Below are 14,880 nucleotides of genomic sequence, written 5' to 3'. Positions count from 1 at the left end.
CTAAATAGGGCGGATGATAATGATGACAAGGTATATTCACTTATTCACAAACAAAAAAGTGTTATAAATAATAATGTTATTTACGATCTTTGATATGAGTCGACTCACCTAAGCGGAGAAGAGCCGGAAAAGTATCTAAAGCTCAGTGGGCTGCTCCGCAACTGAGTAATTACGTTAACTCAGTTTGAGGCATAAACGAGCTACGAAGCCTAGCTATAAAGACTAATCGAAGAGGGGAAATCACCAAGTGTAGATGCGGCAGTGGTCGTTGACAGCATGGCGAGGTTTCACAAGGTGAAACTCACCGAGCGAGAGATAGGGATATCGAACTGGCTGTTAAACAGCCTTCATTCGAAGGCTGACAAACTTGTGATATTAACCGCTCAGCTTAAATCCCACACACTAAAACTTATACTGAAATGAGGCCTTTACCGATCTTGCAGAGCCAAACATCGCGCTGTTATTACAGCCACCTCGCAGGTAATCCTCATCGAACAGATTATCGATATTGATCGAGATAATACCTTGCTGTTCATTGGCAAAGTTAATGGTGTGGCTAAAGCCCATATCGACTTTAACGTAGGCATCTTTCTTAAAGTAGTTAGGCGTATCTCCGAAGCGTTCACCCACATATATGGCACCGACAGAGAGTTGACTGTTATCACCCACACGGTAATTAAACCAAGTGCTGGCACTGAATTTTGGGGTGTCTTTAGAGCGCTTTCCCGCAAACTTGGGGTCACTGATAATCTTACCATCGAGGTACATCATAGAGCTTAGTATCGATAAGTTATCACTCAGCTGACCTTCGATCGAAAACTCAACCCCCTTATGGCGAACTTTACCGCTCTGAGTCGTTATGGATGGTTGGTTCTCTCTCTTTTCGGTAACCACCTTGTTGCTTTTTTCGATATCAAAAACCGCAGTTGTAACTAAGAGCGTACCATCGAGAAACTCACCCTTAGCGCCCACTTCCAATGACTCACCTCTTTCGGCATCCAGTTGCTTGCCAAAGTTAATGTCATCGCTTTCACTGACAGGATCTTTGGGCTCAAAACTCTCGCTATAGGTAGTATACAGAGTCGTATTTGGTGTCGGGTGATACATGACGCCTAACTTAGGTAAGATGTTGTTATGGGTCGCCTCCTGACTCTCCTCTCTGTCCAACCTGACACCAGCCAACAGGTGCCAGCTGTCATTGAATTCGATAAGGTCCTGAATGTAAACGCCGTAGGTTTTTCGCTGAACCTGTTTCAGCGCTGTGCCATTGCGATAATCCAGCTCCTCTGGCTTGCCAATAGTGATTGCGTCGTTGATGTTTACCTTACCGGCTATCTTCAACTTTTTCTGCATACCACTTTTTTGATAATCGACCACGCTCGAGCCGATGAGCATTCTGTGGTGTACGTCACCGGTATAGAACTCCCCCTTAAAATCGAAGAAGCCGGTCGACACATCGTATTGTTCGTAGGTGTCTCTGCCACGCAGTGCATATTCACCAACGCCGAGATCCATATTCTGGACCTTGCCGTATAGGCTCTCTGTCGTCTGACGTTGATGTCGTTGCCGATTAAAGCCTGCGCTGATAGTCCAGTCATCATTGAGGTATGAGTTGAGGGTGAACCCCATATTTTCTACACTGGAGTCACGCGATGACCATGGCATATCCCAGATGTAGTCTCACTTTCCCGCCAGTTCATACTTACCGTTTGTCTTATTCCTGATATGTTGGGGACCCATGTCTATCCCCCCCTCATCTTCGGTGCGATCATAATTAACACTCAATACCGTGTCATCGCTGAGATCAGCCTCTAGCATCAAGGCACCGACAAAGCGCTCCTGAGTCGCCTTGCTGCCATCTTTATATTCACGCCAACCGTCTTCGCTCGACTTAGACAGAATTGAACGGGCTCTGATACTGCCACTCTCGTTCAGGGCTCCCCCTACATCCAACATCGACTTGTTATAGCCGAACGAGCCAAATTCTTGCTGAAAGTTAAAGTGAAACTCCTCTTCCTGAGCCCGCTTTGTCACTAAATTTATCATACCGCCCGGCGTCGACTTACCGTATAGCAGTGCCGAAGGTCCCTTCAATACTTCGATACGCTCGTAGAGCTCTATGGGTTGAGAGTAGCGCGAAAGGTGAAACTGACCATCACGCAGATAGCTCTGATCGGGCTCTAATACGAAGCCGCGCATGTAGAAACGCTCGCGCCCTCTCCTGACATTCCCCGTTGAAACACTCGCGTCATTCTTCAGCACCTCCCCCAGGGACACTGCACCCTGCGCCTCGATAAGATCCTGGTTATAAACCGAAATTGAGCCCGGGGTTTCAAGCTGACTCAGATCCATCTTCATCGCCGAGCTATTTGAAGATAGAGCCTGTTTCGCCCCCATGACGGAGATTATTTCGATCTCATCATGGTGATCGTGTGCATAGACTGATGAAGAGGTCAGCGCCGAGAAAGCCATTAAAGCTGCGCTATTAGATGGATGCATTTAAGCTCCTATAGAACTCTCACCAAGCGGTGAGTTATGCGTAAAAAACGCCAGTTTGCCTGGCTCTCTATCACTAATCTTTTCTAAGAGCTTTATTAATGATTAGTAAATCAGATCTCCCTAAGATATAAATTAAATTCTAAAAGACTCAAGAACATGAACCCGACAATACGCAGAACCACTGTTAGCCTGTTAATCCTTCTCATTGGTTTGTTACTCAACCAGGCGCCAAGCTTCGCCGATGAACTTGTCAGTTGGAACAGTAATGAGGGGATAAGCAGGCTGGAACAAGCCAGAGTTAAACACGATTTTTATGCACTCACTCCTCACTTCGAAGGACAATCAAATAAGGTCTTTTGTGGCGTAGCTTCTATGGCCATAGTGGCCAACACGCTGAGGGTAGACAGAGATGCCACCGACATCCCATTGGATGAAAGCCGGATCAGTACTCAGGAAAGGCGCTTCTTTCCAAAGGGAGATTGGAGTCCGTTTTTCCATCGCTATACACAAGAATCTATTTTAACCGGCCAGGGTAAGACCCGAATAGAGATCATGGGGGCACCTTCAGACTCTGACTCTGAGGGTGACTATGGAATGAAGCTTTCAGATCTTGATGCTCTGGCAGCATCATTAAAATTTAAAACACAAACCACCTATGTTGCCGAAGATAAACTCCTTGACCAGACGTACAGCATCAAGGTTAAACAGCACCTCATCGATGCATTGAGCAACAATGAGCAATTCGTCATCATCAATTACTCCAGAAAGCCCTTGAATCAAAGAGGCGACGGCCACTTTTCGCCATTGGCCGCGTACCATGCAGCATCTGATTCATTTCTTATCATGGACGTATCCAATACCTTCCAAACCTGGGTTTGGGTTGAGAGCAAACAGCTGATGCAGGCAATGGCAAGAATAGATAAGCAAAATAGCCGTGGCTTTATTGTTATCTCAGAAGATAGTTGAGTTGCCCCTAAATAACAACACGTTAAACAACAGTTTGATTAAGAACAGCAGACAAAAAAGCCGCCTCGATTTTCATAGAGGCGGCTTTTTCTTTAAGCTTTAGCTAAATCTTTTCAGACCAGCGTCATTGGCTCTTTTGCTGTTTAAGCACAGTGGCCATAGAGGGCACTATGGTCACTGGGTCTAATCGCATCTGATACCAGTTAACCCGCCAATCGAGGTGTGGTCCGGTTACACGACCCGTAGCACCAACCTCGGCAATGGGTTGTCCCTGCTTTATCTCCTGCCCCTCTTTAACGTATAACTTACTGAGATGCAGGAAACTCGAGCTCACGCCATAACCATGATCTAAAATAATGGTCCCACCCGAGTAAAACATATCGGGCACCGAAAGGCTGATTTTCCCATCGGCGGGTGCGACCACAACCGTTCCGGTTTTAGCCGCAACATCCACCCCGTAATGAGGGTTGCCCGGCTTACCGTTATAGACACGCTGACTGCCGTAGACGCCAGATATTCTGCCTGTCAGAGGCCAGATAAACTCCTGACTAAATGCCGTTTTATCTGAAAATTGCGCCCTTGCCGCCTTCACCTGCTTACTGTCTTTCGCCGCCCTCGCTTGCGCCTTAGGATCCGGCTTCATGATCTTCTTACTGATCCCGGTCAGTCTGTCTATCTTGTACTTTTTGGCAAGAAGCGATAGCGGTTTAATTTGTGTTAAACCGTCGGGATAAACGAGTTTCAATTCCTGTTTGAGTTCAGCATCCCGGGAAAAACCAAAGGCAAAATCCCCCTGAGGCGTTACCTTCAGCGCTTCTCCATTTAAAAATGCAGTTGTGCCCGGTGTTACTTGACCACGAATTAAGGCGCCTTGCTCCATTTGCCCCGTGAGTAACACTTGCGCGCTTACCTCAGATGAGATTAGCAGACTCGTCGTCACCAGAGATAATAGTGTCAGCGACACAGACGTCAGGTATTTCAAATTCAGCTCCAACAAAAACTATTCTAGGCTTGGTTGCCCTTTACCGATATCGCGCCTTTGCCGATACCTTCATAAGCGATCACTTTAAACTCACTCTGGGGAGACTTTTCCACTAAGGTACTTGCCATAAATTCGGCCAGTAACTCTACTGTCGTATCATGGGGAATGATCTCACAACGAGCCTTAGGCATGGCCAACTGAAAGTCTCCCTGTGGCGCCTGATAATGGAAACCAAAGTGAGTATCATCGGACACTTTAGCCTGAGGCGAGAGAGTCAGTTCACCGACGCTAACCACATCCTCTTCGCTGCCTAAGTAGATATCTTTCCAACGCTCGGCCCAATATTCATCCCATTTAGGGGCTGCCATGCCATTTTCAAACACATTTATCGGGCTTCGATGTCCATGGGCTATGCGTTGGCAGTTTCCATCATGCTTTCTAAGGCCATGAGAGTAGTGATAGAAGGGGGCGTCGTGTATCTCATTTCTCAATGTCAGGGCAATACCGTCAACATTGTCAGGCAGGGCTTCCTTTAACGCCTTCTGCAGGAAGGTATTCACACTATCGAAATCGATAATTTCACTCGGTATCAATGCGAAGGCTTGTTGAGGGCAGGCTAAATGGATGTCACCTTGTAGGCTGTTAAAATCCATCCATACCCTATCCCCTTGCTGTTGCCAGCGAACATCACTATATGCGGTAGGAATAAGTAATCGATGATCGGCAATATCATCGATAGTGTCTTTTATGGTGCGCTTCACTTTAGAGAAGTCCAAAACCATATTTTGTTCATCTAAGGCACCATCGAGGAGCACATCGACTGTCCAGCTTTCGCCCACCATACCGCGTATCGGGCATAAGTATGAAAAATCGATTACGGTTAAATCTCTGACAAAAAGTTGCATTTACTCTCCTAGGCAGAAAAACAGTCTACCTGTATACGTCCTATCGGCGATGGCCAAGGGACAAAATATCCATTGAATAGAGAAGAACGTCTCCTCGTTTCATATTTGGCAAGTTTACCTTGGTGAATAGATTTTTTCGAGTCGTTTACAAGCTAATTCTAGCCCGCTTTTACAAGTTTTCGTTGTCCGATATAAAAAAGTGTGAAAATCAAACGATCTCATTGGCTATAGGGGCATGTTGGCTACTAAATAAGAAAAATTCTACAAAGAATTCAGATTAATGAGGGACAAGATCGAAAAGAGCGCCAAGGGCGCTCTTTTTAACAACAGTGACGGCTAATTGGCCTCTATGTGTCAACCAATTAGCCGCTCTATCAATTACCGCCCTTAAGGCGTCTATCGAGCTGATCTTTGAGGTTCGCCGGAACCCCTTTGATCATGATGGTGTCAGAGATAGGATCATACATCACACGTTCGCCCAAGTGCGCACCATCGAAGCTTAGGGTAACTCCGCCGCCGGTACCGGAAAACTTCTTCAACTGTCTTAAGGTTGGCTTATCACCGGGAAACTCATCTTCTAATTCATATTCACCACTTTGGGCGAAATCATAGAAAGAGTCCATGCCACTATCGGCAAGTTCATCAGCCAGATCTTTAATCTCGATATCGGCACCGATATCACAACGCTCGGTACAATAATCGAATACTTTCTCACGACACTGCTGACGCTCGTCTTTGGTCAACTCGCTACCTGCAACAAAATCTTCAACCGCATTCATCAGCTGCTTGTTCTGCGCCTTAGTATTAACCCCTTCCACACACCCCATAAAGTCGAGGAAAAAGTCAGCAACTTTACGCCCCGCTCGCCCACGAATAAATGAAATGTATTTATTTGAGTCACTATCGGCCTGCCATTCGGTCAAATCGATGCGAGCCGCAAGTTGCACATTGTTCAGATCCAGATGGGTATTTTGCGACAACTCCATATCATCTAATACCGTCATTGACGATTTTGCATTCAGTAATGAGACATAAAGGTAGTCACTCGTCATATGGGTATAGCAAGACATCAACAAGAAACCGCCTTGGCTAAAGTCATATTTCGAGAGTTCCTCTTGCAATAGTTTGCCTGCAAGACCTGAAAACTCGACAAAACCTAACTCACCATTACGGTACTCGGTCAATGCCTGTTCAAACTTTGGATTGGCCTCGCCGTCTTCGCCATGAGTACCAAAGTAACCAAAACCTTTACCTGCTTTGGTAGTATAAGTTTGGTGAAGTTCTTCGAGCATGGCTTCAACGGCTTCGCTGTTAAGAAGCGGCTGTGGACGCAATCGACAGCTTAACTGTCCTTCACGGTCTTGTGAAATCGCGTGAATAATTGCTTGTTCGACGTTAATACTCATAAGCCTCGATAAAAATAATGATTGAGTAGCCGATAGCTGTGTTCACTACCGCTTGTAAAGCCTGAGACATTTAACCTTTAGCAAAACAGGTTAATGACACAATAGACACCGGCCACATAAAATGGAGTTTGTAGCAGACGAGTAAAAGCCCCATCCACAAACATAAAATTTGTGCCTATATTGCCCCAATTGAGATAGCGCTTCAAGCGCAAGATCTTGGATGTATTAACTCGAATACTAATTGAATACTCATTGAATACCGCCCCTCGATGTTCAGTGCATATACTCTGCGTATTGATATCGAGATCCTATGAAAATTCGGTTATCATAGACCCCAAATATCTTTCAAAGCGAAACAGTTTTAAATATGGCTATCCAATCTAAATATTCAAACACACAAGTTGAATCAATTATCGCCGAAGTCAGCGCCGTACTTGATAAGCACCAGGCCCCTACCGACCTGAGACTCATGGTGCTTGGAAACTGCGTCACCGATCTTTTGGCTCGCAAAGTTCCTCAAGAAGCGAGAGCTGCCGTTGCAGAGCAATTTTCTAAGGCACTTGCGCAATCTGTTAAAGGTTAATTCAGTCTTTACTGATTGAAAAACTAGCACATCACAGTAAAAAACACTTAAGATACATCAGCATCTAAATCAGTAAGCGGAGCCACATGGTCAAGCGTAAAAAAGAGATGGTACGCGATCGCGTATCACGACTAGTTAGTTGGGGACATTGGTTTGCCTTCTTCAACGGCTTTCTCGCAATGATCGTGGGGATCCGCTATCTCGATAGCGTCGGCTATCCGGAAACCTTGTTGGGTTGGTGTTACCTTGCCATCAGCACGATTGGTCATTTCAGTTTCTTAGCTTTCATCGTCTATCTGGTTCTGGTTTTTCCGGTCACGTTATTGCTGCCTTACTCCAAAATATTACGAGGGTTTGCTGCAGTCGTTGCCACGCTCAGCCTGTGTATCTTATTGTATGACACCATCATCTATGATGATTATGGGCTCCATCTGAGTCCCTTTGTATTTGATCTGGCTTGGGCCGATCTCAACGCATTGCTCCGTGGTACCTCCTATATTATTACACCCCTTGGGATCATCGCTTTAGAACTCACCTTAGCCAACTTCCTTTGGAAACGAATTGAAAAAATTCATAAGGTGAATTGTGGTAATAAGGTGGTGGCTTTCGTCGGTATCTGTTTTGTCAGTAGTCATCTGATCCATATCTGGGCCGATGCAGCCGATATTTCCGAGATCACTCAATTGGACGACGCCTACCCACTCTCCTACCCTGCTACTGCACGCTCGTTTATGGAGAGCCATGGTATAGAGGGTAAAAACACGACTCGTCGCGGCTCAGATCTTAGAAGCAGCTTAAACTACCCGATAACACCATTGCAGTGTAGTGCTGAAGCACAACCAAATATCTTACTGATCACCATTAATAATCTCAGAGCCGACATGGTCGACGTCAATACCATGCCTTACCTGACCCAATACAGTGAAGACAATCAGTCTTTCCATCAGCACTTAAGCGGTGGCACTCAATATGATAGTGGTATGTTCTCCATCCTCTATGGACTCCAGGGCAGTTACATCAATGCAGCCGGTCTAAACCATACAACCCCGGTATTGACGCAAACACTCAAGCAACAAAACTATCAATTAGGCCTGTTCGCAACCCAAGAGTCTGAGTTACAACCTGGTGCGATTTTCGCCGATTTTGAACTTACCACATCGAAAGTAAACGACAGTTATGCCGATGCGGACATTCAATCTGTTGCAGCATTTCAGAACTGGCAAGCCACCCAGACAACCCCCTGGTTTGGAATGTTAAACTTACGCTCTCCTGAAACCTACGACACTCCAGTCGGTTTCTTAGGCATAGAAACCGTCAAGGCCGATAAAAAGCTGAAACCCGCTCAACGGGTATTGTTCAATCAATACAGGCAGTCATTGAGCTTCATCGATCAGAAGCTAAAAGAAGTGCTCGAAGCCACTTCAGACGATACATTAGTCATCATTACTGGCGTTAGCGGCAAGCTGTTCACCAGTAATCCCGATGAAGCGAGAAGAAATATGTCTCCAGCCAATGTTCATGTACCTATGATCATTCATTGGCCAGGACAAGCTACGAGCAAACATGTCAACTACCGCACCAGCCATTATGGAATAGTACCGACATTGATGACCCAAGTGTTGGGCTGTACCAATGCGGCAACGGATTATAGCGCGGGTAGAAGCTTACTCGAACCGGATACCGAATCTTGGGTTTATATCGGGGATAGCCGTATCTTTGGTATCTATCAAAAATCAGAGATCACCGTGATCGACAGACACGGGCAATACCGTATCTATGATGAAAACTTCGATAAAAGATTGCGCAAAAAAATGAGTGCACCAGAGCTTATCGAAGTGATGCGCGAAGGCCGTAGGATGTATCATCATTAGTCGTATCTTTAACTGAGCCAGCACCGGTAACTCATGCCGGTGCCGATAGTGTGCATGACAGTGGATTTTACGACTAGATTTTACGGCTAAGGGCAAACGGCACATCGTGGTATAAATAGCCGGAAACACATATTAAGTATACAAACTAAGCAATTAAATCATCAGTCATCACTAAGGGCTTGCAGAAGCGTAATTGAGTTGATAAAGTTCTGCCTCAACTAAGCAGCCCCCAAGTAAAACTGCTTAGAGGCAACTAAAAATTGCGAATTCGGGATATGGCCTAGTCCGGTAAGGCGCTTGTCTGGGGGACAAGAGATCGCAGGTTCAAATCCTGCTATCCCGACCACATTCTAAAAAGGCAGAATTCGAAAGAGTTCTGCCTTTTTGCTTTCCGGCCTAAAAGCCACATATGTGCAGCAGGCATCTTCTACCGAGCAAACCCACCATTTTGTCTGTAACTTAAATTGATGGCCAGCCAGACCATATTCTAAAAAGAACAAAATACGTTTACTTTTCATTCACCGCCTTTTACTATTCATCCCACTAATACCAATCGGTATAAGTGCCTACTCTCCCCTTGAGACTGGCGCGTCAATTTTCCTATCCTTATTATTGGAGTCTTCGCCTCGATGAACAACTAACTCTAAGTTTTCCATCTTAATTTTTATGGAACCTCAGGGTTAGAAGGCGCAGCTCAAGTATCTCTATTGTCCGTGTTCGGCTATTAACAGCTTAATAGTCGTCTCAGTCAGAAGATCCTTAAGGCATAAACAAATTGCTAAGAACGAACGATCTTTCTTATGCAGACAGGCCTCCCCTGATCCATCTTTTGTAAGTTGCTATCAGGAGGCGCTATGCCAATATTACATGCTCATCGAGTATCGTTTAAGTTAAACACAGGCGAGAGACTTTTCAGTGAACTCTCATTATCCATTGATTCTAAATTAACGGCTCTTGTCGGCCGCAATGGCGCAGGAAAGTCTGTATTGGCTTCAATATTGGCGGGAGAATGCCAGCCAGATTTAGGCTCTGTCTCTTGTCGCGCTAAGTTAGGCTACTTCAGGCAGCAAGAGCCAAGCGGGAAGAAACTGCAAAATATCGCGCAATTTATGGAGGTAGAGCATCTGCTACTCGCACTAAGCAGAATAGAGCAAGGCCAAGCCTCCTTAGAGGATATCGACACCATAGGCGATAATTGGCATATCAGGGAGACTTTAGAGAGCCAGCTTAGCGCTATCAATTTATCCCGTTCTATCCACCGCCCTTGCGCTCAATTAAGTGGTGGAGAGATGGCTAAATTACGCCTGCAAAAACTATTTAATTCAGGTGCTGAACTGCTCATTCTAGATGAACCCTCAAATCATCTGGATAACCAAGGGAAAAACTGGCTCATTGAGCAGATACAAAAATCACGCGCACGAATACTCATCGTCAGCCATGACCGTGAACTGCTTAAGCATGTCGAAGTAATATTTGAGTTAAATACCTTAGGCCTAACTCAATACCGTGGTAATTACACCTGTTATGAGGCCCAAAAGCGAGCCCAGTTAACCGCCATAGACCGCAAACTTGCCAACGAAAAACTTAAGCATAAGCAGATCCGACAGCAAACTCAAATGAGTCACGAAAAAGCGCAAAGGAGAGCCGCAGGTGGTACAAGATTAAGAAGGTCAGGTAGTCAGGCTAAGGTGTTACTCAATACCATGCGTGACAGAGCCGAGCAATCCGCTTCCGCCAGGGCAATCCAAAGAGATAAGCAACTCAGTCTGAATGACGCAACGATATCTCAATTAACTCAGCAAAGAGAAACGTTAAAACCCCAAGCATTACACATGCAGTCGGTCATAGAGAAACAACATCTCCAGATCCGCGTCGAGGAGCTAATCCTGCCCTATAAAGGGGTAAACCCATTAAACTTTTTATTGTCTACAGGGGATAAACTCCACCTGTCAGGTAATAATGGTATGGGTAAATCGACCCTGATGAAAGTATTATCAGGCGAGCTGGAACCTGCAAGTGGTCGGGTTTATCTAAACGCCCCCCTCTTCTATCTGGACCAATATTTTGACCTGCTCAAGCCTGAGGTATCCCTGTTAGAAAATATCAGCCATTACTGCCCGGCTCTCCCAGATACTCGATCACGAACCCTACTTGCAGGAATAGGATTCAGGGGGCAGAGTGTTAACCGGAATGTCGGTGTTCTTAGTGGCGGAGAAAAGATGAAACTCTGTATTTTGATTGTCACTCATCAAACCCCTCTTCCCTTACTCTTGCTAGATGAGCCCGACAATCATTTAGATATCGCTTCGAAACAGTTACTCGCTGCAGCGCTTAACCGGTATCCGGGGAGCTTTATATTGGTCAGTCACGATAAAGAGTTTATTAAAGAGTCTGGCGTCACCGCCACCCAAGCACTTTCCGACTGACTATTTGCATGTATTATTCGCAAGTGTTGAGTATTATTCAACCTAGTCAGATAACACGGATTTGATTAACGAAAATGCAAGATGAATAAACGACAGATTAAAGGGTAATCGCAGGGCTTTGGTGCACAAATCCGCTGGATTTGGTCAAGGCTGGATTGGTATCTGACTAACTTCATGATATTTTGTCTGCCACTGAATTTTTCGAGATCTTTATCATGCCTAAGGCTAGTGACGTAAAAAAGAATACCGCAATCGAGTTTAACAATAATGTTTATCTCATCCGAGACATTGAACGTTCTGTACCGCAAGGTCGCTCCGGTGGCAGTTTATATCGCATGCGTATGTACGATGTGGCAACCGGGTCGAAACTCGATCATACTTTCAAAGCCGATGAGATGATCAATTTGGCAGACCTAAGCCGCCACGAAGTGAGCTTCTCCTATATTGATGGCGATGAATATGTTTTCATGGATATCGCTGACTATACTCCCTACCACTTCAATAAGGACTCGATTGCAGACGAGATCCTCTTTATTAATGAAGAGACTCAAGGGCTGCAAGTACTTACCGTCGATGGGACACCTGTGGCTATCGAGCTTCCCGCTAACGTCGAGCTGGTCATTGTTGAGACAGATCCTTCCATTAAGGGCGCCTCTGCCAGTGCACGCACTAAGCCTGCCATCCTCTCTACCGGTCTTTCGGTACAAGTTCCTGAATATATTGCAAACGGTGAGAAGATTAAGATTAATACTGCCGAGCATAAATTTATGAGTCGTGCAGATTCTAAATAAGCTGAAAAAATTCTGAGCCTTTATTAAGCTGCCGGCTTCACCAAGCGGCGGCTTAGATCGGGCTGCAAATCATCGTCTCCGGTTGACCCCCCGAACTTTTATCTCCATTCGTATTTATCCACTTTATGAACACCTGCTCTCGGAACGCATCGAACTAGGGCTGTCTGCTTTTTAAGCAAAAACGCCCCACATGTTACATTTATATTGAGTAACTTGGTTTTAGCCGCTAGCATCTATAATTAGCCATGATATCAATAATTATAAGGCTTTATGTTCAAAATAAATCGACAACATTTCACAATATCTCTGGTACTAGGCCTGATGGGCCTATTGGCTAACCTATACCCTATCCCCCTTTTCGGTAATGTTCAGCTTATCTTAGGAAATATTGTCGTCGTTATTTCGGCAATTCTGCTCGGCCCCTGGTTCGCCCTGCTCACTGCCATACTTTGCGCTATTGGTCTTTTTATCACTTGGGGGAGTTGGCATGTATTCATATTATTTAGCCTGGAAGCCATCTGGCTGGGTTACGCCCGCAGAAAAGATATTTACGCTCTTTATGCCGACATTGGTTATTGGCTGGTCATCGGTATGCCACTTTTTTACGCTTATATCCTTCTGTTTTCCAACCAACCCGAGAGTCACATCTCATTTATTACGCTTAAACAAGGGGTCAATGGTTTAATCTACGCAGCGCTTGGCTCACTCGTGGTCACCTTGTTTTCTTCACTTTGGAATTTAGAAGGTAAGGTAAAAGATCAAAAACGCAGAACCTTTAATGCACAACTCACCTATAGCTTCACCTTAGTCCTCACCATCTCTCTGCTAGGCTCGACATTAATATTCAATCACCAGATGATAGAAAAACAGCAAGCTAGGCTTCAGCAAAGCTTACAGGACTCAGCAACACATTTAGGTCTGGCCACAGAAGTATTTATCGATACTCATAAGAAAGCGATAGATAATGCATCAAGATTGCTTAGTCTGTCTCAAACGAATAGTCAAAATTGGCAGAATCGACTCTCAAAACTTCACCAAAGTTATCCTGGTTTCATCACTATGCTGGTTGCCGATGCCGATGCAAAAATCGTCTCTGCGAGTCCCTTTTCCCGTCTTAATCATGATAAGGAAAACACTAACAATTTAAATATTAAAGACCGACATTACTTTCAGGAGGCTTTTTTCAACCAGATAACCTACGTCTCCCCCGTTTTTCTAGGAAGAGGTTTTGGCAGCGATCCCATCGTCGCGGTCAGTGCGCCAATCTATCAAAGTGAAAATACAAATCAGCCCATAGGCATTATCGAAGGCTCTTTGAACCTGAAGACCTTTGCTGATATCGATAAAAAAAGCGCGAGCCATAATCATCACCAACAGTCGATGATAATCGTCGACGAGAATGACCGGGTCATCTATGCATCGTCTCCTCTTAGTCTTGCCCCATTGTCACAATTCACCAGGGCTAAGAGTGGCAAAAAGTACAAAACCAATTTAGATATGCTCAACCTACACGACATCGATAACCCAAACCCTGAATTTGTCTATGCCAGCTACACACTCAACAACGGCTGGCAGCTATATGTTGTTCACCCCTTCGCGCCACTATTGAAAACAGTAGAGACTCAATACCTCACCACTTTTGCTATCCTGATGCTTTCACTTATCATCACTATCATACTGACCCGCGTTATCAGCCAAAGGTTAACCACCCCTTTGAGTATCTTGGCAAATAAGTTTGCAGAAAAGGGATATCAAGATGCGAGCGATTATAATATCGATCAGGAGTCTCCCCGCGAATTTCTGACCCTTTTTCAAAGCTTGCGTCAGAGTAAACAGCAACTGATAAGTCATCAGTTAGAGTTGGAAGAGAAAGTGGCAATACGTACCTTTGAACTTGAAAAGGTGAATAAGAAACTTCAATCACTCGCCGAAAGCGATGAGTTAACCGGGCTGTATAATCGCCGCTATGCCGAAGACAAATTCCGTACGACACAGGAATTTTGTCACCGAAGTGATGAAGCCATGGCGTTGGCGATTCTCGATATCGACAATTTTAAAGACATTAATGACACCTATGGGCACCAAGGCGGTGATGAATGCTTACGTGTTATTGCCAATAAAATGAAGCAGTTTTTCAAACGGGATACCGATGTCATAGCCAGATATGGTGGAGAGGAATTTCTGTTAATCCTGCCCCTGTGTAATGTGCTCATGATTGAAGAGCACCTTAATGAGTTCAGGCGTACGATCAGTCAGTTACAAATTGACAATCCACAGGGTAATACAAGCATGACCATGACAGTGAGTATCGGCGCTATAGTGTCCAATGCGAGTTATAGTGAATCGTTAGAAACCTGGTTTAAAGAGGCCGATCAGAATTTATATAATGCTAAGAACCAAGGAAGGGATCGCGTCATCATCTCAATCCCCGATACCCAACCCTCAGCGTAA

12 protein-coding genes and 1 tRNA gene are annotated in these 14,880 nt (G+C 45.0%); 7 read left to right on the top strand and 6 right to left on the bottom strand.

Annotation, left to right across the window (positions count from 1 at the left end; translation table 11 throughout):
• Window positions 1-402: 402 nt before the first annotated feature.
• On the bottom strand, window positions 403-1,665 hold the full coding sequence (locus EKG38_RS25310; RefSeq protein WP_246033257.1) for a TonB-dependent siderophore receptor: 1,263 nt from the start codon (window positions 1,663-1,665) through the stop codon (window positions 403-405).
• 15 nt (window positions 1,666-1,680) lie between these two features.
• The gene (locus tag EKG38_RS25305) at window positions 1,681-2,499 is read right to left on the bottom strand and encodes a TonB-dependent siderophore receptor (RefSeq protein WP_246033256.1); all 819 of its coding nucleotides are present in this window, start codon (window positions 2,497-2,499) and stop codon (window positions 1,681-1,683) included.
• A 156-nt stretch (window positions 2,500-2,655) separates the two neighbouring features.
• Between EKG38_RS25305 and EKG38_RS23865 the strand changes: the two genes are divergently transcribed.
• Entirely contained in the window at window positions 2,656-3,465 is an 810-nt protein-coding gene (locus EKG38_RS23865; protein WP_126523388.1) for a phytochelatin synthase family protein, read from the top strand.
• A gap of 124 nt (window positions 3,466-3,589) precedes the next feature.
• Here the strand turns inward: EKG38_RS23865 and EKG38_RS23860 are convergent, their stop codons facing one another.
• The 3 genes from EKG38_RS23860 to yejK form a co-directional block, all read right to left on the bottom strand.
• Window positions 3,590-4,423, bottom strand: coding sequence for a M23 family metallopeptidase (locus EKG38_RS23860; protein WP_126523391.1), 834 nt, complete (start codon window positions 4,421-4,423; stop codon window positions 3,590-3,592).
• Between the two features lie 47 nt (window positions 4,424-4,470).
• The gene (locus tag EKG38_RS23855) at window positions 4,471-5,352 is read right to left on the bottom strand and encodes a 6-carboxytetrahydropterin synthase (protein ID WP_126523387.1); all 882 of its coding nucleotides are present in this window, start codon (window positions 5,350-5,352) and stop codon (window positions 4,471-4,473) included.
• 374 nt (window positions 5,353-5,726) lie between these two features.
• Complete coding sequence (gene yejK / locus EKG38_RS23850; protein ID WP_126523386.1) at window positions 5,727-6,758, bottom strand: nucleoid-associated protein YejK; 1,032 nt, start codon at window positions 6,756-6,758, stop codon at window positions 5,727-5,729.
• A 367-nt stretch (window positions 6,759-7,125) separates the two neighbouring features.
• On the opposite strand from yejK, the gene EKG38_RS23845 reads away from it, so the two are divergent.
• From EKG38_RS23845 to EKG38_RS23835, 3 genes are all read left to right on the top strand, one after another.
• Window positions 7,126-7,341, top strand: coding sequence for a YejL family protein (locus tag EKG38_RS23845; RefSeq protein ID WP_012142156.1), 216 nt, complete (start codon window positions 7,126-7,128; stop codon window positions 7,339-7,341).
• A gap of 86 nt (window positions 7,342-7,427) precedes the next feature.
• Entirely contained in the window at window positions 7,428-9,212 is a 1,785-nt protein-coding gene (locus EKG38_RS23840; protein ID WP_126523385.1) for a DUF3413 domain-containing protein, read from the top strand.
• 269 nt (window positions 9,213-9,481) lie between these two features.
• Window positions 9,482-9,558: transfer RNA gene (locus EKG38_RS23835), tRNA-Pro, on the top strand.
• Between the two features lie 4 nt (window positions 9,559-9,562).
• Here EKG38_RS23835 and EKG38_RS25040 read toward each other — a convergent pair.
• Window positions 9,563-9,730, bottom strand: a complete 168-nt coding sequence (locus EKG38_RS25040) for a hypothetical protein (RefSeq protein ID WP_185826944.1) — start codon at window positions 9,728-9,730, stop codon at window positions 9,563-9,565.
• 336 nt (window positions 9,731-10,066) lie between these two features.
• Here EKG38_RS25040 and EKG38_RS23830 point away from each other — a divergent pair, with 336 nt between their 5' ends.
• The 3 genes from EKG38_RS23830 (at window position 10,067) to EKG38_RS23820 (ending at window position 14,880) form a co-directional block, all read left to right on the top strand.
• Window positions 10,067-11,638, top strand: a complete 1,572-nt coding sequence (locus tag EKG38_RS23830; protein ID WP_126523384.1) for an ATP-binding cassette domain-containing protein — start codon at window positions 10,067-10,069, stop codon at window positions 11,636-11,638.
• 215 nt (window positions 11,639-11,853) lie between these two features.
• The gene (gene efpL / locus EKG38_RS23825; RefSeq protein ID WP_126523383.1) at window positions 11,854-12,429 is read left to right on the top strand and encodes an elongation factor P-like protein EfpL; all 576 of its coding nucleotides are present in this window, start codon (window positions 11,854-11,856) and stop codon (window positions 12,427-12,429) included.
• A 270-nt stretch (window positions 12,430-12,699) separates the two neighbouring features.
• On the top strand, window positions 12,700-14,880 hold the full coding sequence (locus EKG38_RS23820; RefSeq protein WP_126523382.1) for a diguanylate cyclase: 2,181 nt from the start codon (window positions 12,700-12,702) through the stop codon (window positions 14,878-14,880).

It is taken from the genome of Shewanella canadensis (assembly GCF_003966225.1).
Classification (GTDB): domain Bacteria; phylum Pseudomonadota; class Gammaproteobacteria; order Enterobacterales; family Shewanellaceae; genus Shewanella; species Shewanella canadensis.
This window is presented reverse-complemented; position numbering and strand designations above follow the sequence as displayed.